This is a genomic window from Bradyrhizobium arachidis (assembly GCF_024758505.1).
Lineage (GTDB): Bacteria > Pseudomonadota > Alphaproteobacteria > Rhizobiales > Xanthobacteraceae > Bradyrhizobium > Bradyrhizobium manausense_C.
Genome location: NZ_CP077970.1, coordinates 2,258,982 through 2,278,894, shown reverse-complemented (window position 1 = coordinate 2,278,894; position 19,913 = coordinate 2,258,982). Strand labels below are relative to the sequence as shown.

Annotated in this window: 21 protein-coding genes and 1 tRNA gene; 9 read left to right on the top strand and 13 right to left on the bottom strand. The window is 65.1% G+C overall.

Translation table 11 applies throughout. From position 1 onward, the window contains the following. Positions 1-118: 118 nt before the first annotated feature. The 3 genes from KUF59_RS10045 to mobB are packed head-to-tail and all read right to left on the bottom strand — an operon-like array spanning position 119 to position 2,191. On the bottom strand, positions 119-352 hold the full coding sequence (locus KUF59_RS10045; protein WP_212461513.1) for a sulfurtransferase TusA family protein: 234 nt from the start codon (positions 350-352) through the stop codon (positions 119-121). A 45-nt stretch (positions 353-397) separates the two neighbouring features. After that, positions 398-1,654 carry a molybdopterin molybdotransferase MoeA gene (locus KUF59_RS10040; protein ID WP_212461514.1) on the bottom strand — a complete coding sequence of 419 codons (1,257 nt, stop codon included), beginning with the start codon at positions 1,652-1,654 and terminating at the stop codon, positions 398-400. A gap of 9 nt (positions 1,655-1,663) precedes the next feature. Then, the gene (gene mobB, locus KUF59_RS10035) at positions 1,664-2,191 is read right to left on the bottom strand and encodes a molybdopterin-guanine dinucleotide biosynthesis protein B (RefSeq protein ID WP_212461589.1); all 528 of its coding nucleotides are present in this window, start codon (positions 2,189-2,191) and stop codon (positions 1,664-1,666) included. Positions 2,192-2,397: 206 nt separating this feature from the next. On the opposite strand from mobB, the gene KUF59_RS10030 reads away from it, so the two are divergent. Then, on the top strand, positions 2,398-3,288 hold the full coding sequence (locus KUF59_RS10030; RefSeq protein WP_212461515.1) for a formate dehydrogenase accessory sulfurtransferase FdhD: 891 nt from the start codon (positions 2,398-2,400) through the stop codon (positions 3,286-3,288). 1 nt (position 3,289) lies between these two features. Beyond that, positions 3,290-3,922: a molybdenum cofactor guanylyltransferase MobA gene (mobA, locus tag KUF59_RS10025; RefSeq protein ID WP_212461590.1), complete on the top strand. Its 633-nt coding sequence runs from the start codon at positions 3,290-3,292 to the stop codon at positions 3,920-3,922. On the opposite strand, the gene KUF59_RS10020 is transcribed toward mobA, so the two are convergent. Continuing rightward, a complete protein-coding gene (locus KUF59_RS10020; protein ID WP_249140677.1) occupies positions 3,919-4,227 on the bottom strand; it encodes a hypothetical protein in 309 nt (102 codons plus the stop codon). The two genes, mobA and KUF59_RS10020, sit on opposite strands and share 4 nt — an antisense overlap. A 118-nt stretch (positions 4,228-4,345) precedes the next feature. Between KUF59_RS10020 and KUF59_RS10015 the strand changes: the two genes are divergently transcribed. Then, positions 4,346-4,558, top strand: a complete 213-nt coding sequence (locus tag KUF59_RS10015) for a hypothetical protein (RefSeq protein ID WP_212461516.1) — start codon at positions 4,346-4,348, stop codon at positions 4,556-4,558. On the opposite strand, the gene KUF59_RS10010 is transcribed toward KUF59_RS10015, so the two are convergent. The 6 genes from KUF59_RS10010 to KUF59_RS09985 are packed head-to-tail and all read right to left on the bottom strand — an operon-like array spanning position 4,555 to position 11,120. Beyond that, positions 4,555-5,685: an FAD-dependent monooxygenase gene (locus KUF59_RS10010; protein ID WP_212461517.1), complete on the bottom strand. Its 1,131-nt coding sequence runs from the start codon at positions 5,683-5,685 to the stop codon at positions 4,555-4,557. The two genes, KUF59_RS10015 and KUF59_RS10010, sit on opposite strands and share 4 nt — an antisense overlap. A 55-nt stretch (positions 5,686-5,740) precedes the next feature. Continuing rightward, complete coding sequence (locus KUF59_RS10005; protein ID WP_212461518.1) at positions 5,741-7,690, bottom strand: molybdopterin biosynthesis protein; 1,950 nt, start codon at positions 7,688-7,690, stop codon at positions 5,741-5,743. A 12-nt stretch (positions 7,691-7,702) separates the two neighbouring features. Next, the gene (locus KUF59_RS10000; protein WP_212461519.1) at positions 7,703-8,809 is read right to left on the bottom strand and encodes a molybdopterin-binding protein; all 1,107 of its coding nucleotides are present in this window, start codon (positions 8,807-8,809) and stop codon (positions 7,703-7,705) included. A gap of 45 nt (positions 8,810-8,854) precedes the next feature. Next, positions 8,855-9,688, bottom strand: a complete 834-nt coding sequence (locus tag KUF59_RS09995) for an ABC transporter substrate-binding protein (RefSeq protein WP_212461520.1) — start codon at positions 9,686-9,688, stop codon at positions 8,855-8,857. 14 nt (positions 9,689-9,702) lie between these two features. Next, entirely contained in the window at positions 9,703-10,425 is a 723-nt protein-coding gene (locus KUF59_RS09990; RefSeq protein WP_212461592.1) for an ATP-binding cassette domain-containing protein, read from the bottom strand. Between the two features lie 2 nt (positions 10,426-10,427). Beyond that, positions 10,428-11,120 (bottom strand): ABC transporter permease, encoded by a 693-nt coding sequence (locus KUF59_RS09985; protein WP_212461521.1) that lies wholly within the window; start codon positions 11,118-11,120, stop codon positions 10,428-10,430. A 111-nt stretch (positions 11,121-11,231) separates the two neighbouring features. On the opposite strand from KUF59_RS09985, the gene KUF59_RS09980 reads away from it, so the two are divergent. Next, the gene (locus KUF59_RS09980) at positions 11,232-12,125 is read left to right on the top strand and encodes a helix-turn-helix transcriptional regulator (RefSeq protein ID WP_212461522.1); all 894 of its coding nucleotides are present in this window, start codon (positions 11,232-11,234) and stop codon (positions 12,123-12,125) included. 106 nt (positions 12,126-12,231) lie between these two features. Continuing rightward, positions 12,232-13,446, top strand: coding sequence for an ABC transporter substrate-binding protein (locus tag KUF59_RS09975; protein WP_212461523.1), 1,215 nt, complete (start codon positions 12,232-12,234; stop codon positions 13,444-13,446). A 106-nt stretch (positions 13,447-13,552) separates the two neighbouring features. Here the strand turns inward: KUF59_RS09975 and KUF59_RS09970 are convergent, their stop codons facing one another. Further along, positions 13,553-14,530, bottom strand: a complete 978-nt coding sequence (locus KUF59_RS09970) for a TAXI family TRAP transporter solute-binding subunit (protein ID WP_212461524.1) — start codon at positions 14,528-14,530, stop codon at positions 13,553-13,555. A 112-nt stretch (positions 14,531-14,642) separates the two neighbouring features. Between KUF59_RS09970 and KUF59_RS09965 the strand changes: the two genes are divergently transcribed. Together KUF59_RS09965 and KUF59_RS09960 are read left to right on the top strand one after the other, a co-directional pair. After that, positions 14,643-15,617, top strand: coding sequence for a Bug family tripartite tricarboxylate transporter substrate binding protein (locus KUF59_RS09965; RefSeq protein ID WP_249140678.1), 975 nt, complete (start codon positions 14,643-14,645; stop codon positions 15,615-15,617). A gap of 317 nt (positions 15,618-15,934) precedes the next feature. Beyond that, positions 15,935-16,010: transfer RNA gene (locus KUF59_RS09960), tRNA-Ile, on the top strand. A 52-nt stretch (positions 16,011-16,062) separates the two neighbouring features. Here the strand turns inward: KUF59_RS09960 and KUF59_RS09955 are convergent. Both KUF59_RS09955 and KUF59_RS09950 read right to left on the bottom strand, forming a co-directional pair. Further along, positions 16,063-17,265, bottom strand: a complete 1,203-nt coding sequence (locus KUF59_RS09955; RefSeq protein WP_212461526.1) for an aspartate kinase — start codon at positions 17,263-17,265, stop codon at positions 16,063-16,065. Beyond that, a complete protein-coding gene (locus tag KUF59_RS09950) occupies positions 17,266-17,448 on the bottom strand; it encodes a hypothetical protein (protein ID WP_212461603.1) in 183 nt (60 codons plus the stop codon). A gap of 262 nt (positions 17,449-17,710) precedes the next feature. Here KUF59_RS09950 and KUF59_RS09945 point away from each other — a divergent pair, with 262 nt between their 5' ends. After that, a complete protein-coding gene (locus KUF59_RS09945) occupies positions 17,711-18,667 on the top strand; it encodes an N-acetylmuramic acid 6-phosphate etherase (RefSeq protein WP_212461527.1) in 957 nt (318 codons plus the stop codon). Between the two features lie 313 nt (positions 18,668-18,980). Next, the gene (locus tag KUF59_RS09940; RefSeq protein WP_212461528.1) at positions 18,981-19,790 is read left to right on the top strand and encodes a phytanoyl-CoA dioxygenase family protein; all 810 of its coding nucleotides are present in this window, start codon (positions 18,981-18,983) and stop codon (positions 19,788-19,790) included. The last annotated feature ends 123 nt before the right edge of the window (positions 19,791-19,913 follow it).

The following is a 19,913-nucleotide window of genomic DNA, read 5'->3' as shown; positions in this document are numbered from 1 at the left end:
TTAAGTCCCGAGATCACCCAACGGCAACGGCCGGGCTTGTTGCATTGCAGCGAAACGGCCGTCCATTCCCTGAAGACCCGACCATAGTCAAACGCGGCGGCCGTGAACATTCGCCTTTCTACGGGCTGTCAGCCTTTTCGATCAGGAACACGATGCGCGCCTCGTTGCGTTCGGTGATCTCGACCTTGTCGCCGGTCTCGCGGATCAGGTTGGGGATGTCGATCACCGACAGGGGATCGGTGCAGTGAACCTCGAGCTGGTCGCCCGTATTCAACGGCTTGAGCGCCTTGCGCGTCTTGAGCGCCGGCAGCGGGCATTTCAGCCCGGTGAGATCGAGTGTGGTCCTGGTCATCGCCGCAACATGGCGGGGCGGGCCGGCGGCGTCAACGCATGGACCTCAGATCAGGCTGGCATAGGACAGGAAGCCGACGCTGTGCCCAGGCTCGACGCGGGTGACGGCTTCACCAAGCTCGACCAGACCGTCGGTCTCGACCAGCGACGACAACAGGCCCGCACCTTCGCGCGGAAACTTGGTTACCTCGAGCGCACCGTCCTGCCCCTTGCGCAGGAAGACGCGAACATATTCGCGCCTGCCCTCCTTCTTCTTGTAGGTGAAGGCGGCGCGCACCGGAATCGGAACGATCGGCTCCGGCAGGCTGCCGGCGAGCGCGAGCACCGTCGGCCGCACCACATGGACGAAGGTGACGAAGCTCGCGACGGGATTGCCGGGCAACCCGATCAGCGGCGTGCCGTCGATGATGCCCATCGCCACGGGGCGGCCGGGCTTGATCGCCATGCGCCACAGCACCAGCCTGCCGATGTTTTCGACGGCGGCCCTGACGTGATCCTCCTCGCCGGTCGAGACGCCGCCGGTGGTGAGGATCAGATCATGCTGGCCTGCGACCTGCTTCAAGCCCTGTGCGAGCGAGGCGCGATCGTCGCGCAAGATGCCGAGATCGGAAACCTCGCAACCGAGCCGGCGCAGCATCGCGATCAGCATGACGCGGTTGGAATCGAACAGCTGCGACGCCCCGCGCGGCGCGCCTGGCGACGCCAACTCATCGCCGGTCGAGAACACGGCGACACGGATGCGCCTGACGACATCGAGCGCCGTCAGCCCGAAGGCTGCGGCGAGCGCAACATGCTGCGGCCGCAAGCGCTGGCCCCCGCGCAGCGCGACCTCTCCAAGCGGAATGTCCTCGCCCGCCGGGCGGACGTTTGCGCCGGGCTTCAGTCCCTGTGGCAGCACGATCCTGCCGCTATCGTCGACACGCACGTCCTCCTGCATGAAGACGGTCTCGGCGCCCGGCGGCATCGGCGCGCCCGTGAAGATGCGCATGGTATGGCCGGGCTTGATCGGCGCCCCGGCGGCGCCGCCGGCCGCGACGCGGCCGTCGAGCGGAAACGCCCTCTCCTCGCCCTGCGGGAGATCGGTGTTGCGCACCGCATAGCCGTCAACGGCGGAGTTGGTGAAGGGCGGCAGGGGTAAGGGCGCGGCAATTTCTTTCGCGAGCACGCGTCCATCGGCCTCGGTGAGTGCGACCGACTCGACATCGACAATCGCGTTGACGCGGGTCGCGATCAGGCCGACGGCGTCGTCGACCGACATCATCGGTCCGCCAAAGGCAAAACAATCGTCGGACAGTTGCGCCATCGTTCCTCGTCAGCGCGTCACTTTACTTCTTGCCGCGACCTCTTCGACCGGCATCGCCGCACGCAGCAGCATCGCAGCGACGGCGGGGATATCGTCCAGATGGACCGTCGGCAGCCTCGTTTCAACCGCCGTGTCGGTTGCAATCCCGACGATCCCGGGGTCGTCGGGAAACAGCAGCGGCTTGCCGTTGGCAGCGCGATGCACCTCGATCTTGCGATGCGGCTCGCGCTTGAACCCCTCGACCACGACGAGATCGACCGTAGCAAGCTTTTCCAACAGCTCCGGCAGCCGCGGCTCGCCCGCGCCGCGCAACTCGTGCATCAGCGCCCAGCGCCGCTCCGACGATACCAGCACCTCGGCCGCGCCCGCTTCCCGATGGCGCCAGGAATCCTTGCCGGGCACGTCGACGTCGAAGTGGTGATGGGCGTGCTTGATCACGGAGACGCGCAGGCCCTCGGCCTTGAAATGCGGAATCAGCCGCGTCAGCAGCGTGGTCTTGCCTGCACCGCTCCATCCCGCGAGGCCAATCACTTTCATCACCGTTCGATCCTCATCCACGGCTCCCAGCCGATGGAACCAACTGCATCCGCCGTCATTGCGAGCGAAGCGAAGCAATCCAGACTGCCGCCGCGGATAAATTCCTGGATTGCTTCGCTCCGCTCGCAATGACGAGGGAGGCATTTTACCCATTCCCCGCCATGCTTATATCGGCTTGAACCGAATGTCATGCTAACCTCACACCCATGATGAAGATCGAGAAAGCCCCGGTCCCCCTGATCGTCCCTGACACGGCCGATCCGCGCCTGACGCAAGCCGTGATCGGCGTCGACCAGACCGGCGCAAAGGTCGAGACCAGGGTGCCGATGGAGCGGCCGCTGACGCTCTATCTCAACGCCCAGGAAATCGTCACCATGATGACGATCGGCGACTATCCGGAATATCTGGCGCTGGGCTACCTGCTCAACCAGAACATGCTGAAATATAATGACGTCGTTACCGAGGTCGAATACCACGACGACCTCCAGGTCGTCGTCGTGCGCACCGAGCATCACACCAATTTCGAGGCCAAGCTGAAGAAGCGGACGCAGACCTCGGGCTGCGCGCAGGGCACGGCGTTCGGCGATCTCCTGGAAGCGGTCGAGAGCGTCACGCTGCCGAAGGCGGAGCTGCGGACGTCCTGGCTCTACCAGATGACGCAGACCATCAACACCATGCCCTCGCTCTATCTGGAGGCCGGTGCGATCCATGGCTGCGTGCTGTGTAAGGAAGGCACGCCGCTGTGCTACACCGAGGACGTCGGGCGGCACAACGCCGTCGACAAGATCGCCGGCTGGATGTACCGCCACAATGTCGATGCCGGCGACAAGATCCTCTACACGACGGGCCGGCTCACCTCGGAGATGGTGATCAAGACCGTGCGCATGGGCATTCCCATCCTCGTGTCGCGCTCCGGCTTCACCGCCTGGGGCGTCGATCTCGCGCGGCAAGTCGGGCTGACGCTGGTCGGGCGCACACGCGGAAAGCGCTTCCTTGCGCTCGCCGGCGAAGAGCGCATCGTCTACGACCAGAACCTCGACTATGTCGAGGAGGAGTCGGCAAAGCACAAGCGCAAGGGCGAAGGCGGCGATGACTGAGATGCCGCCCAACATTCCGTCGACTCTTGGCGTGCTGCTCGCCGGCGGTCTCGCGCGCCGCATGGGCGGCGGCGACAAGCCGATGCGCACCATCGGCGGCCGCACCATTTTGGAGCGCGTCATTGCGCGCCTGACGCCGCAATGCGATCGCCTGATCCTCAATGCCAATGGCGATCCCGCGCGCTTTTCCGCATTCGGGCTGACCGTGATCGCTGACGACGTGCCCGACTATCCCGGCCCGCTGGCCGGCATCCTCGCTGCGCTCGACTGGACCGCGGCGAACCGGCCGGAGGTTGAGTGGGTTTTGAGCGCGGCTGCCGACTGCCCGTTCCTGCCGCGCGATCTCCTCGCGCGGCTGCATGAAGCGCGCGCGAAGGAGAATGCCCAGCTCGCGGTCGCCGCTTCCAGCGGCCAGTCGCATCCGGTGATCGGACTCTGGCGCGTTGACCTGCGCGATGCGCTACGCCATTCGCTTACGGTAGAAGACATCCGCAAGATCGACCGCTGGACCGCGCGCTATCGGCTGGCAACCGCGAGCTGGCCGACAGAACCGCTCGATCCGTTCTTTAATGCGAACACGGTGGAGGATGTGGCGGAAGCCGAACGGCTCGCCGCGCTGGATGCGGCCTCTTAGTAGAGCTTCGCCTTCGGAAACTCATTGAGGAGCTGCGACCAGATGATCGCGAAGGCGATCAGGCCGCAGAGGCCGTAGGCCGTGGTGAACCGCGGCAACCAGCCGAGGCCGACCAGCAGCCAGGCCGGCAGGAAGAATATCCCGAAGATCATGCCGAGCGGAAACACCGCGAGCCACTGAAAGCCCGAGCCGTCTCCAGGCGGGACATGGGCAATGAAATAGAAGGTGTAGAGCCAAAACAAGGTGCCGACGGCCGCGATAAGGGCTGCAATCTTGCGGAAATTCAGGGGATTTGACGCGGTCATGGCTGGCTCCACCCCCTTGGTCGCGGCAGCGGCCGCCGGAGTTCATGGGGACGTTGAACCCAATCGCGGCTGGCAGCGACACTTAAGGCGGAAAACTGTCGCCCCACGGATACGCCACATGGCCGAACCTCTCTTGAACGCCCTGTTCTCGATCGTCGATCTGGTCTGCGATCTCACTGTCGCGATCGATCGCACCAAACGGCTGAGCGAGATGGCCACGGGCAGCAATGAGATCGTCGATGTCCCCCGAGACCCGAAACCGCTGCCGCCGGCTGCGCAGCGTGCCCTCGCGGAAGCCGAGGAACGCGAGCGCCAGTCATCGCAAGGCTAGGTCGCCAGCGGCACAGTCCAGGCGTCGTAGCCATAGACCCAGCTCGTATCGGTTCGCTCCCTCAACCAGATGTTGGCGTGGGAGGTCTCCTGCACCCGCGTGGTGCGCTCCTTGCGCGTTGCCTCGAAGCGGCGAAATGCGTCGGCGACGCCGTCGCGTGCGACACCATCGAGACAGCGCGACAGCACGGCGGCGTCCTCGATCGCCATGGCCGCGCCTTGCGCCATGTAGGGCGTCATCGGATGACAGGCGTCGCCGAGCAGGCTCACATTGCCGACCGACCAGCGATCGAGCGCGGCACGGTCCATGATCGCCCATTTGTGCACGTCGGGACATGCGGCCAGCACCTGCGTGACCTGCGGGTGGAAGCCCTCGAATGACGCGCGTAGCTCGCGCACGTCCCCCTTCGCCGACCAGGACTCGATGCGGAAGTCAGGCTCGGGCTGGCTGGTGACGAGATAGACTTCGCTGCGATCCGGCTTGACGTAGTAGATCACGATGTGGCGGTCCTCGCCCCACCATTTGGTGCAGTCGTCAATCTCTGCGCCGCCGAGCAGCGCCGCTGGATAGGTCGTGCGATAGGCGATGCGTCCGGTGAATTTGACCGGCGCTGTGTCGAACAGGATGTCGCGCACCATCGAATGCACGCCGTCGGCGCCGATCACCGCATCCGCAACAGCATTCGTGCCGTTCGCAAATACCAGCCGAACGCCATCACTGGTCTCATCGAGACCAACCAGCTTGTGGCTGAGCCTGACGCATTCGACCGGCACGACGCTGGCCAGCGCTGCATGCAGATCGCCGCGATGCGCGAGCAGATAGGGCGCGCCAAATTTCTGCTCTGCGCTCTCGCCAAAGATCATGTCGAACTTGACGTCGCCGGTGCGCCAGTCGCGATTATTCCAGGAGCGGGGATAGAAGGACTGGTCGCGCATGCGCCGTTCGAGCCCGAGCGCACGCAGCACCTTCATGGCGTTGCAGCCGATCTGGATGCCGGCGCCGATGCGGGCGAATTGCGAGGCCTGCTCGTAGACGGTAACGTCGATGCCGACGCGCCGAAGTGCGGCGGCCGTGGCGAGCCCGCCCATGCCGGCACCGACGATCGCAACCGAAAGTGGCCTTGCCATCGCGTCCCCACCCTATCAGCATCGCGCGGCATCTTGCGGCCGCGTCGTTGTCCGGTCAGGCCGGCCGGAATCCGGCGCGCTCCAGTGCGGCGCGGCTGTCGTCGGAGGCGAGCGCATCGAGGAAAGCCTGCACCGCCGGACGCTGCTTGCGCGCTGTGACCAGCGCGAAATCATAATGCTCCTCAGTGAGCGGAATGAAACCGAGGCCCGTTGCATGGGCGACCGGCGCAATCGTCATGCCCCAGTCGGCGCGATGCTGGGCGACGGCGGCGGCCACCGCGTTGTGCGAACGCGGCTGGTTCCAGTAACCCTCTGGGCGCGCGCCGCCGAGTAGCCGGTCGATCAGGATGCGCGTGCCGGCACCCTGGTTGCGGTTGACCATGATGCAGGCGGGATCGCCAAGCGCAGCGGCGACGGCCTCCTTCGCGCCCAGTCCTGCAAACCGCTTGTCGCCCTTGCGGAACACGATGCCCTGCATGCGCCGCCAGCCCGGCACGAGCTCGAGGCCCTCGGCGAGATAGGGCGTGTTGTAGGTTTCCGTCTTGTCGTCGAACAGATGGATCGGCGCCAGATCGCATTCGCCGCGCCGTGCGGCCGCAAGCCCGCCGAGGCTGCCGACCGCGATCGAGCGCACGGCAAGGCCGGCGCGCGCCAGCGGCGCGGTGACGAGATCGAGGCCGCTGCAGTGGCTGCCGATGATGACGAGGTCAGGCACGCGCACATGCGGTGTGAACAGCGTCACCTCGGCGTCGGTACCTGATGGCATCTGGTCGGCAAGCGCGTCGATGCGCAGGAAACCGTCGGCCTGCGCGAAGGACGTGATCGCACCGGACCCCTTGCCGGAGGGATAGGCGATCAGGCCGCCCTTGCCCTCGACCAGCGACACCATGACGAATTCTGTGCGGCCGAGTTCGGAGGCGATGCGCACCGGCACCTTCGCGCTCACCATGGCGTCCGCGCGCGGCGGCAGTCCGGCCATCCTGCGCAACACCGGCACGATCATGTCGTGGAAGGTGAACATCGCCGAGGTCGGAAAACCCGGCAGGATCACGACCGGCTTGCCGTCGCAGACCGCAAGGCACAGCGGTTTGCCGGGTTTGAGTGCCACGCCGTGCGCGATGATGCCAGGCTTGCCGAGACGGCCAATGATGCGGTGGGAGAGATCGCCCGCACCTTTCGACGTACCGCCCGAGAGCACGAGCATATCGGCGCCTGCCAGCGCGCGGCGCATCGCGGCTTCGAGCTTGGCTTCATCGTCGGGGATGGCGCCGAGGAACGTCGCCGCACCGCCATTCTCGTTGATCGCGGCCGCGACGATCGCGCCGTTGGTGTCGTAGATGGCGGCGGGTGAAAGCATCTCGCCGGGCTGAACCAGCTCGTCGCCGGTGGAGATGACGGCCACGCGCGGTTTGCGCGAGACCCTGACCTCGGCGATGCCGCAGGCCGCCAGCATGCCGATCTCGCGCGAACCGACCACCGAGCCGGCGCGCAGCAGCGCCTCGCCGCGCGCGATGTCCGAGCCGGCATAGGAGACGAACTGCCCGGGCGAAGCGGAACGACGCACTTCGATTGCCTGCGCACCCGCAGGCTGGGTGTGCTCGACCATGACGACGGCATCGGCGCCGCGCGGCACCGGACCGCCGGTCGCGATCGGCGTTGCCGTCCCCGAGGCGACCTGCAGCTTCGGCGCCGTGCCGCAGGCGATGACCTCGTCATTCAACACAAGATGAACGGGCGCAGCCTCACCGGCGGCAGCGAGATCGGCGGAGCGCACCGCAAAGCCATCGACATTGGAGCGATCGAAGGGCGGCACGTCGATGGGCGCGGTGACATCTTCTGCCAATGCGGAGCCAAGCGCATCGGCCAGCTTTCGCATCTCGCTCGGCAGCGCGCGCGGGAACAAGGCGTCGTCAAAGCGCCGCACGGCTTCCTCGCGTGAGAGGATCTTGAGGAATTGTTCCTGATCGAGCGAGGCGCGATCCTGCGGCTGCGGCGGCGTAGTCATGTCAAATCCATATCACTCCCGCAGGAGATAAGCATCGACCGGCGTATCAGCAGCAAAGCCTTCGCTGTCGCCGAGAACAATGAGCCAGGCATCTGCCCGCGCGATCGACTGCAGTGGCAGCGCACCGATCGCAAGCGGCAGCCACGTCCCGGCCTGCTCAGCCAGCAATGCAACTTCGGCGACGCCGACGCTGGAGGCGATCTTGCGCGCAAGCGGCAAGGTGACGGCGTTTTGCTGCCGCCGCGCCGACAGGCGGTCCAGGACCGAACGCGCCAGCGCGAGCCAGGTTGCGAAGGCGTGATCCGGGGCTCCCGGCAGCGCGATGACAGGAACGGCGCGCAGCCGGCCGGTTGCAGCCGTGCGCCCCGGTTCCAGCGCGATACCGTGGGCAAGCACCTCGCCGCGCGCGGCCAGCGCGGTGATGGCCGCATCCTCGCGACCGACGCCGGTGCCTCCGACCAACAGCAGCAGATCGCATGCGGCGGCATCGAGCGCATGCGTGATTGAAGCCGCATCGCGCGCTCCGGCTTCGACCTCGACGATCTGCGCGCCGCATGTGCGCGCGTGATCCGCAATCAGCCGCGCGGAGACCCCACCATGAGGCATATTGACGATGCGCAGACGCGGTCGGCGGACGTTCAGCGTTTCCATGCCCGCCGCGCGCGCAAGCATGAGATCGGCGGCGTGGATTTGCGTCCCCGGCACAACGACCGATGCGCCCGCGGCGATATCGCTGCCGGCGCGACGCACGCCTTGGCCCGGAATTCCCTCGGTCAAGACTTCGCTGATCGGCCCCGCCGTTGCGACAGCATCGGCGTCGAGCACGCAATCGCAGCCCGCCGGCATTGCATCACCGCTCTCGACCCAGGTCGGCAGCGCGGTCAGCGGCAACGGCGAATAGGAGGATGCCCCGACGAGATCGTTGGCGCGCAGCGCCCAGCCGTCGACGACTGCGACGTCGTGCGGTGGAAGCGGCTTTAGCGCAGGCATCTCGGCGGCAATGCAGCCGAGCGCTTCCGCAAGCGGCAGCGCGATCGGCGCAACCGGCTGAAGCTCATTCAGCAGGCCTGCGAGAGCGACGTCGAGCGGCGTGAGCGTTGGCGGCAGGCGCTGGGTCATGCGCCATGGTGGACCATGGCGCGTGACGTTTGGCAACTGCTCGCCTCAGCTGGCCTTCTTCTCGGCGTTCGGGAAGAAAAGCTGCTGGCCCTCGATCTTGTAGCCTGCGATCGCCGCCTGGCCCTCCGCGGACACCAGCCAGTCGACAAGAGCCTGGCCCGCCTCCTTCTTCACCGACGGATGTTTTTCCGGATTCACCAGCATCACGCCGTACTGGTTGAACAGCCGCCTGTCGCCTTCGACGACGATGTCGAGATCGCCGCGGTTCCTGAACGAGATCCAGGTGCCGCGGTCCGAGAGCACATAGGCGTTCATCGCGCTCGCCGTGTTCAGCGCCGCGCCCATGCCCTGACCGATCTCGCGATACCAGGCGCCCTTGGCGGTGGCGATGTCGATGCCGGCCACGATCCAGAGTGCGAGCTCGGCCGCGTGCGTGCCGGAACGGTCGCCGCGCGAGACGAACGGCGCACCCTTGGACTCGATCGCTTTCAGCGCGGTCGCGATGTCCTTGCCTTTCACGCCGGCGGGATCGCCCTTTGGCCCGATCAGCACAAAGTCGTTGTACATCACGTCGAAGCGCTTCACGCCAAAGCCCTCCGCGACGAATTTTTCCTCCTGCGGCTTGGCATGCACGAACACAACATCAGCGTCACCGCGCCGTGCTGTGTCGAGTGCCTGACCGGTGCCTTGCGCAATTACCTTCACGTCGATGCCGGTCCTGGCCTTGAACATCGGCAGGAGATAGCCGAACAGCCCGGAATCCTGCGTCGACGTGGTCGAGGCCACGACGATCGCGCGCTCCTGCGCGGACGACGGCGTGCCTGATGATGCGATGCCGAGCAGGATCGCGAGAGCGATGAAGGAACGGCGAGAGGTCATGGACATGCTCCGGTTCAAATGACGAGATCGCCGCGCAGGAAGGCACGCGCCTCGGACGTTGAGGGATGATCGAGGAAATCGGCGGTCGCAGCACGCTCGCACAGCGTCCCGCGCGCGAGGAAAACCACTTCCCCCGCGAGCCGGCGCACCTGGCCGAGATCGTGCGAGGCCATCACGATCTTGATGCCGGACTGCGCGGCGGACAGCACAATCTCTTCCACCGCGCGCGTCGCGGCAGGATCGAGATTAGCAGTAGGCTCGTCGAGCAGGAGGATCTCGGGATCGCGCGCCAAGGCGCGGGCCAGCGCCAGTCGCTGCTGCTCGCCGCCGGAGAGCAACCGCGCCGGACGGGACGCGAGATCGGCAAGCCCAACTCGCTCCAGCAGATCCGCGGCACGCCCCGCGCGTCCTGCGCGCGGAGCCCCGGCTTGTGAGAGAGCATAGGTCACATTGGCTGCGGCCGTTCGCCGCAACATCACCGGACGCTGGAAGACGAAGGCGCGACGCGTCGGCGTTGGATCGCTGCGGCCACCCCAGGTGATACGGCCGCTCGTCGGCGTCGCAAGCCCCATGCAGAGCCTGAGCAGGCTGGTCTTTCCCGAGCCATTAGGCCCGACGATCAGGGTCGGCGCCCCCGGCGCGATGGCAAGGTTCAGCGAATTGAGAATGGCGGTCGCGTCGGCCTGCAGCGAGACGTTCTCGAGCACGAGGGGAAGGTCGCTCACCGGCGCGCGCATCATCAACCCGTCAGCCGTTGCGACCAGGCGCGCGTGCCCCAGGCGGCCGCGTTGATCGCGAGCACGATCGCGATCAGGATCGCGCCCAGTCCCATTGCCAGCGGCAAATTACCCTTGGAGGTCTCGAGCGCCACTGTCGTTGTCATAGTGCGGGTAAAACCATCGATATTCCCGCCGACGATCATGACAGCACCGACCTCGGCCGCCGCGCGGCCGAAACCTGCCAGCAATGCGGTGAGCAGGCTGAAGCGCGCATCCCACAACAGCGTCGTCATGCGGCCGACTGCGCTGACATTCATGGCGCTGAGCTCATCGCGATATTCGGTCCAGAGATCCTCGACCGTCTGCCGCGTCAGTGCGGCGATGATCGGCAGGATCAGAACTGTCTGCGCCACCACCATCGCCGTCGGCGTGAAGAGGATGCCGAGCTCGCCGAGCGGCCCGGAGCGCGACAACAGGAGATAAAGCGCGAGCCCGACGACGACCGGCGGCAATCCCATCATTGCGTTGAGCAGCACCACGAGAACGGGCCGCCCCGGAAAGTGCGTCAGGGCCAAGAGCGCACCGAGCGGCATGCCGATCGCTGATGCCAGCAGAACGGCAGCCAGGCTCACACCCAGCGACAGCCGCACGATCGCAACCAGTGTTGGATCGCCGGACAGGATCAGTTGCAAAGCATTGAGGTGATCGGGCATTGTTCCCTCGCTGGAACCCGGATCTTCCAGCTATATCCCTCAATCAACTGCAAAGATTCCCCCTTGCGTCAAATGCCAAAAAACAAACAAGAATATGCATAGGAATGCAAAATGGAATTTTTGACGACCAGCGAAGCGGCGGACTACCTCCGGTTGGGCGAGCGCAAGCTCTACGAGCTCGTCACGACAGGTGCGATCCCGTGCAGCAAGGTGACCGGGAAGTGGCTGTTTCCCCGGCATGAGCTCGACCTCTGGGTGTTGTCCGGCCTCGCCCGTCCCGCTGGCATGTTGGCGGCCGAACCGCCGCCGATCGTCGGCGGCAGCCAGGACGATCTCCTGGAATGGAGCCTGCGCGAATCCGGCTCGGGTCTGGCATCGCTGAGCGAGGGCACCGCACGCGGCCTCGAGCGGCTGCAGCGCAACGAGGTGATGGCCGCCGCGGTGCATTTTCACAGCCTCGATACGTCGGATAATCTCGCTGATGACACCAACGCGGCGGCATTGCGGACCGCGCCCGACCTGCATGACGCGGTGCTGGTCGGCATGGTGCGCCGCGAGCAGGGCCTCGTGCTGCCATCAGGCAACCCGAAGAAGCTGAGCAGTCTGCCCGACGTGCTCGCGCTCGGCGCGAAAATGGCGATGCGGCAGCAGGGCGCGGGCGCGCAGATGCTGCTCGACGTGCTGCTCAAACGCGCCGGCGGTTCGCCAAAAGACCTGCGCCGGCTGGATACGCCATGCCTCACCGGCCCCGACCTTGCCGCGGCAATCCGCGCCGGCCAAGCGGATTGCGGCGTCGCAACGCGGGCTGCCGCCAAGGCGGCGGGACTCGATTTCGCGCCGCTGCTCTGGGAGAGTTTTGATCTTGCGCTGCGGCAACGGAGCTATTTCCGCCCGCCGATGCAGGCGCTGATCCGGTTCCTCGCCGACAAGCGGCTGCGGCAGCGCGCCGAGGAACTCTCCGGCTACGATCCCTCGCCCGCAGGTCAAATCCGCTTCGCGGCCTGATGCGCGTTGACGCCCACCCCCAAATAGTTGCAAAAGAAACCAATTCAGCCGCACCTGAAGCGGCCAAGCAACACCGGCCAATGTGCCGGATGAGGGAGGGAAAAGCGTGACTCCAAACAGAACAGGACTGTCTGTCGTTGCCGCCCTGGCGGCGACGCTGTTGTCGGGCGCGGCGTTCGCGCAGGTGTCCGACGAAATCGTCAAGATCGGCGTGCTCACCGACATGAACGGCCCGGCCTCGACGCCGACCGGCCAGGGCTCGGTGACGGCAGCGCAGATGGCGATCGACGATTTTGGCGGCAAGGTGCTGGGCAAGCCGATCAGCGTGGTCGTCGGCGACCATCAGCTCAAGCCGGACATCGGCGGCGCGATTGCGCGGCGCTGGTACGACGTCGACCAGGTCGATCTCATCGTCGACGTGCCGGTGTCGGCGGTGGGCCTGGCCGTGCAGAACATCGCCAATGACAAGAAAAAACTCTTCATCACGCATTCGACGCTGGCCGCGGATTTCCACGGCAAGTTCTGCTCACCCTATGCCATGCAGTGGGTGATCGATACCCGCTCGCTCGCGGCCGGCACTGCGCAGGCGGTGGTCAAGCGTGGCGGCGATAGCTGGTTCTTCATCACCGATGACTACGCCTTCGGCCATTCGCTGGAGCGCGACGCCTCGAGCGTCGTGACCGCCAATGGCGGCAAGGTGCTGGGCTCGGTGCGGCCGCCGCTGGCGACGCCCGACCTCTCCTCCTTCGTGCTCCAGGCGCAGGCCTCCAAGGCCAAGATCATCGGCATCGCCGCTGGTCCCCCCAACAACATGAACGAGATCAAGACCGCCGCCGAGTTCGGCGTGCTCAAGGGCGGCCAGCAGATGGCGGCGCTGCTCGCACTGATCACCGACATCCACGGCCTCGGCCTGCAGGCAGCCCAGGGCCTGTTGCTCACGACATCGTTCTACTGGGACATGGACGACAAGACGCGCGAATGGGCAAAACGCTATTTTGCCAAGATGAACCGGATGCCGACGATGTGGCAGGCCGGCGTCTATTCGTCCGTGATACACTATCTCAACGCCATCAAGGAGACAGGCACCGACGATCCGCTCAAGGTCGCGGCAAAGATGCGGGAAAAGCCGATCGAGGATTTCTTCTCGCGCAATGGCCGCTTACGCGATGACAATCTGATGGTGCACGATCTCTGGCTGGTGCAGGTCAAATCGCCGGAGGAAAGCAAGTATCCCTGGGACTACTACAAGATCCTCGCCACCATTCCCGGCGACCAGGCGTTTGGCCCGCCTGATCCGGCGTGCCCGATGATCAAGAAGTGACGGCGTAGCCGTCATTCCGGGATGGTCCGAAGGACCAGACCCGGAATCTCGAGATTCCGGGTTCGCGCTTTGCGCGCCCCGGAATGACGATCGCCTTGAGCGATCGTCACTTCACCACCCCAATCTCGCGAAAATACTTCACCACACCCGGATGAATCAGCTCCGGCCTCGGCGCGGCGGCGACGGTGTTCGCGGCTGTGGTCTCGCAGGCCTGCGCGAGCGTCTTGCAGAACGCCGCTTCCACGCCGTGCAGCGTCTTCGCCAGCCGATAGGCGATATCGTCCGGCAGATCCTCGCGCGTCAGCACAAAGCTCCAGGAGCCGAGCGAGGCGATCGGCTCGCTCTGCTTCGGATAGCTGCCGGCCGGCACGGTGAGCGGCTTCAGGAAGGAATGTTTTGCGCGGATGCGCGCGATCTCCTCAGTGCTGGGCGCGATGAAGCGCGCGCCTGATGCGCTCGAGGCGACCGCGGCAAAGCCGGGCCAGCCGATGCCCGCGCCCCAGAGGGCGGCGACGCTGTTGTCCTCGACCATCGCAGGGCCGTCGCCGGCGCGGTCGAGATAAACAGCCTTGAAGTCTTCGTCCTGCTTGAGGCCGAGACCATCGAGCACGTAGCGCGCCAGGATCGGCAGGCCCGAGCCCTTTGCGCCGAACGCGACCGGCTGTCCGACGAGATCGCGGATGGTCTTGTAGGGACTGTCGGCGCGCACCACGAACATGCCGGGATTCGAGTAAATCGCGGTCAATATCTTCAGCCGCACCTGCGCGCGGCCGATGCCGGCAAAGGCCTCATAGGCCGGCTCGCCGGCGACCAGCGCCAGATCGAGCTCGCCCTTCTCCAGCAGCGGGATGTTCTCATTGCTGCCCTTGGTGTTGCGCGGCGCGATCGCAAGCGACGGGTCGGCCGCATTCATGACTTGCGCAAAGGCGTTGCCATAGAGCGGAAAGCCGCCGCCGGGCGTTGCGGTGCCAAGGCTAATTTTAAGGCTGATTGTTGTGGTTGAAATGGGCTTGTCTCCGGTTTGCGCCAAGGCGGGTCCTGCGAGCAGCACCGCGCCGAGCGTGAACACTAGTCCGAGCTTCATCGCAAAACTCCGGCGCAACATCTGCCGTTACAACCATGCGCGCCTGACTGTAGGCAGCGGAGGAATTTTATGGAAGCATGGGGCCAACGACAACAAGACAATGGGAGGCTTCATGTTCCGCTACTTGCGTCACGGTGTTTTCGCTCTCGCGCTCTTTTTCGGCCTCACAAGCATTGCCCCATCAGCCTCCGCCGCCTATCCCGACCGCCCCGTGCACTGGCTGATCGGCTTTGCCGCCGGCGGCCCCGTCGACATCGTCGCGCGCATCATGGCGCAATGGCTGTCGGAGCATTTTGGCCAGCAATTCATCGTCGAGAACCGCACCGGAAGCGGCGGCAACATCGCGGCCGCCGCCGCGATCAGTTCGCCTCCCGACGGCTACACGCTGCTGTTCGTCGCCCCCAACAACGCGATCTCGACCTCGCTTTACAAGAAGCTGCCGTTCGACTTCCTGCGTGACACCGTGCCGGTCGCGAGCATCATGCAGCTCACCAACATGCTGGTCGTCTCCAACGCGTTTCCCGCAAAGAGCGTCCAGGAGTTCATCGATTACTGCAAGGCCAATCCCGGCAAGATCTCCTATGCGTCGTCCGGCAACGGCACCTCGGTGCACATGTCGGCAGAACTGTTCAAGGTGATGACCAAGTGCGACATGGTGCACGTGCCCTATCGCGGCTCGGCAGTGGCCTTCCCCGACATCATCTCCAACAAGGTGCAGCTCATCTTCGACAATCTGCCGTCCGCGCTGGAGCAGGCGCGCGGCGGCAATGTCCGCGCGCTCGGCGTCACCTCGCCGAAGCGATGGCCCGCCGTGCCTGATACCCCGGCGATCGCCGAGACCGTGCCGGGCTTCGAGTCGGTCGGCTTCTACGGCATCTCCGCGCCGAAGGGCACGCCGACCGAGATCGTCGATACCCTCAACAAGGCCATTGGCGAAGCGCTGAAGGACCCGAAGATCATCGCAAAACTCGCCGAGACCGGCGGCATCCCGCGGCCGATGACGCCGGCCGAGTTCGGCAAGCTGGTCGCCGACGAGACGGAAAAATGGCGCAAGGTGGTCGAGTTCGCGGGCGTGTCGGTGGACTAGCGCGGTGGCCTTACGGCGCCGGCCGAGACATCAGCAAAGCCGGCGCCGGTCCACTCCCAACCAAAGCATCGAAACAACCCCATGCACAGTAGAAGCTGAGGCGGTCGCGACGCCCTTCGTATTTTACGAAATCGCCTTGACACGTCGGGCAAATCGGGGGTATAGTGGCATCATTGCAAGAGTCTCGGTCATACGCGCTTGGCGCTCGGGCTCTTGCGACCAGGTCCAACCAAACCCGGCATTGCACCCCCGCTTCAGGCCCTGTAAACGGAGCGCGCACCGTTGCCGGCCGCCCCCAAAGCGTCCGCCTCGCGGCGGGGCCTGTAGCTCAATGGTTAGAGCCGGCCGCTCATAACGGTCTGGTTGCAGGTTCGAGTCCTGCCGGGCCCACCAGCTGTATCAAATGGTTTGCCGCCCCCCGCAGAACCGCTGCCGCTTCCCGAAGCTATGCTTGGTGAACAAGCGAATGCAACGCCTTCACCGCGGCTTCCCGGCTCTCTACGGGGATAAACAGAGTTACCGAATGCGGCGACAACACGTACGTGTCGGGGACGACCCCGTGACTCCTGAGAACCTGCAACGCCCTGAACGGCAATTCCGACGAAACGCCGCCGAAGCAGGTGAGACTCACCGAGCTCGAAGCCTCGCGCCGCTTGCGCAGGTCCTTGGCGTGCTCCAGCGTGCGCAACAGGGCATCTAACCACTCCGTATCGCAGGCCAAGGTCATGCTGGCCTTTCCTGCGGCGAAGTGTGATGCAAGGAGCTGCGGCCAGGACAGGCTGTTGTGCCTGAGATGCTGCGCGAGTTTCTCGAAGCCGTGATTGAGATCTCTGGAATCGATTTCTACATGCTCAATGCGAGCAATCGAGTTGACGGCCAGAACCTTCCCGTTTTCCATGCCTGATACCTCTTTCATCACCTGCGTGCTGTGCTCGACGCCACCCCACTGCTTGAGGACCAGAGGCACATCCTGACTTAGCGCCAGCTCGACGCTGCGAAAATGCAGGATCTTTGCACCCCAGAAGCACATCTCCGACAGGGATGCGAAGTCCACTTGCCGCAGGGGCCTTGCATCCGGCACGATGCGCGGATCGGCCGAACAAATTCCGTCGACCTCCTTGATGATTTCACAGCGTTCGGCTTTCAGCGCTGCGGCCATCGCGACGGCCGTGGTGTCGCTGCCGCCCCGGCCGAGTGTGGTGATTTCTCTGGTCGCCGGGTTCACGCCCTGAAATCCTGCCAGCACGACAACGCGCCCGCGATCGAGTTCCTCGCGCACGCGAATGGGCCGAACATCCAGAATGCGTGCGGAGGAATGGGAGTCGTCGGTCATCACGCCGGCCTGGCTGCCGGTGAAGCTGATCGCAGGCACGCCGAGATCGGAAAGCGCCATGCTCATCAGGGACATGCTGATGCGCTCACCAGTCGTCAGCAGCATATCGAGCTCGCGCCGGTTGGGAGCAGGGCTGACCTGATGAGCCATCTGGATCAACTGGTCGGTGGTCGTGCCCATGGCGGAGACGATCGCGACGACACGATGACCGCGGCCGTGCAGGTCGGCGAGACTGCGCGCAACCGCGCGAATCTTGGCCGGTGTTTCAAGGCAGACACCACCATATTTCTGCACGATGATGGGATGGTTGCGCATCTAGCCTCGCTCGGAAACCTTACTCCCCTCGCCCATCGAACCGACGCCGCCTATCCATGTCCCGACGACCTCAAAGTTCGGATGAAGGGCAACGAGATCCGCGCGGTATCCGGGCATGTCGGCACCATCAAAGATGTGCTGCGCGGCAATCGAGAGAACGGCGGAAGACCCAGCTTGGCTCATCAGTGCTGATCCGAGAATCGCAGTCACGGACTCGTGAAGCGGGTCCCGTCCCGTCCAGGTCCTTAGTGTACACAGGGGTTTCGGGGGACCCGGAGCTAATTCCTCGCGTTAACTTCCCATGGGAACAAAAGGTACCAGGTATCTCAGCATTGATGGCGGCGGAACCCGCTGCCGCGCTGACCTGCCCAAGCTGGACCTGCCAAGAGAGTGAACCATGAACAGGCTCCGAAGTTCGGCGTTTGATGGCGCTTGGATCAACAGTATGGCGACCGAAGAAGTCGATCCCAGATTTGCCGACCTTGATGCATGGCCGCTGACGTCAGCGATGGAAGCGATGTGGGAGGGCCAGCTTGCGGCGGTCGCCGCAATCGGCCATGCCCTTCCCGCAATCACTGCGGCAGCCGAAGCGGCCAAGACCGCGCTGGGCGATCGCGGTCGCATTGTATATGTCGGCGCCGGCACCTCAGGCCGCGTGGCGGTCCAGGACGGCGCCGAGCTGACACCGACCTTCGCCTGGCCCCGCGAGCGCGTCCGCTTCGTCGTCGCCGGCGGTGACAGCGCGTTCGTCACCAGCATCGAGGGCGCGGAGGACGATGTCGATGATGCAGTTACGCAGATCAACGCCGCACGGCTCACGCCGCACGACGTGGTGATCGCGGTAGCCGCCAGTGGCACAACGCCGTTCACGGTCGCGGCGCTGCAGCACGCAGGCTCTTTCGATGCAGTGACGGTTGGTGTCGCCAACAATCCCGGCACCGCACTGCTGGCCTCGGCAAAGTTTCCGATCCTGATCGAGACCGGCCGCGAGCTGATCGCCGGCTCCACGCGGATGAAGGCGGGCACCGCGCAGAAGGTCGTGCTCAACCTGATCTCCTCGGGGATCATGCTGCGCCTTGGCCGGGTGTATCGCGGCATGATGGTGAACATGCCGCCGACCAATGCCAAGCTGAAGCGGCGCGCCGAGGCCATGGTGGCGCAAATCGCGCACTGCGATCCGTCGCACGCGGCACGCTCGCTCGAGCAGGCCGAAGGAGACGTCAAGACGGCGGTCCTTCTGGCGCTGGGTGTCGGCAGGGCTGATGCGGAGACCATTCTGAAGGACGGCGACGGCAATCTCCGGCGCGTGTTTGCCGAGCTCGCCAGGGATCGGGACTCGCATCCTGACCGGCATCCCAAGGCACCGGCGGCACGCAAGCAAGGCGGAGCCGTTGAGCCGTGACGACATCCGCGATGGCGAGCGAATCGGGGAAAGCGCGGATGGTGTCGCAAGCATTGTTCGCAGCCACCCCATTCGTTGATCCTTCAAACCTGTCCGTGCTACGCTAAAACATCATGATGATCCGCACATCCGATATCGTCTCGGTCTTCTTCCTCAGCCGCTAACAGCGGCGCCCGCTTCGAGGCGGGTGGAAGGCGAGAGCGTGCTGGGCAACTGCCTGGCCGCCTATCCCACATTCCTGGACCAATGAGCCGTGCCCAGCGTCGCATCACGCGGCGAAAGGTGACTGGCCTGCAACGATAAGAGGATATCCATGCCTGCTGATGAACACGCGTCGATGCGCGCACTCAGCGATGATCAGATACAGCAATTCATTCGCGACGGATTCGTCCGCATCGACCGGGCGTTTCCGCGCGAGCTTGCCGACGAGGCCCGCACCATCCTATGGCGCGACACGGGCTGCGATCCCCACGATCGGGCGACCTGGGCAAAACCGGTCATCCGGCTTTCCGGCTACAAGGACGCGCCGTTCCTGAAGGCGGAGCGCACGCCGGTGCTGCACGCCGCGTTCGATCAGATCGTCGGCGAGGGCCGCTGGCGTCTGGGCTCGCTGGGCTTCGGGGGCACGTTTGTCGTACGCTTCCCCCATCCGGATGAGCCCGGAGACGACGGTTGGCACATCGATACAAGCTTTGCCCCCGATGGCGGCGATCCGAACGAGCGGCGCGCGAATGTAAGGTCGCGCGGCCGCGCCTTGTTGATGCTGTTCCTGTTCTCCGACGTCGGCCCACGCGACGCCCCAACGCGGATAAGGGTGGGATCACACATCGACATGGCACGCTTCCTCGCGCCAGCAGGCGAGACTGGGATGTCACAAACGGAAATGGCGCTGGATCGGATGGGAGTCGAGCGGCCCGAGGCGCTGGCGACGGGTGAAGCCGGCACTGTCTACCTGTGCCATCCGTTCCTCGTGCACGCCGGGCAGCGCCACCAAGGGACGGTGCCGCGGTTCATGGCCCAGCCGCCGCTGCATCCCGCGGAACCCATCCGGCTCGATCGGGTGGACGGCAATTATTCGCCAGTTGAGATCGCGATTCGGCAAGCGCTTCAGGGGGCGGCTTAGCGGAATAACTGCGACCGGCCCCGAGGCGTCGGCCCAGCAACCAAAATCCAATAGATTGTCGAAAGGCGACTCGCCACTGGTGCGAACTTCTTGCGGTTCGCACCAGTTCGCGCAAAGGGCGAG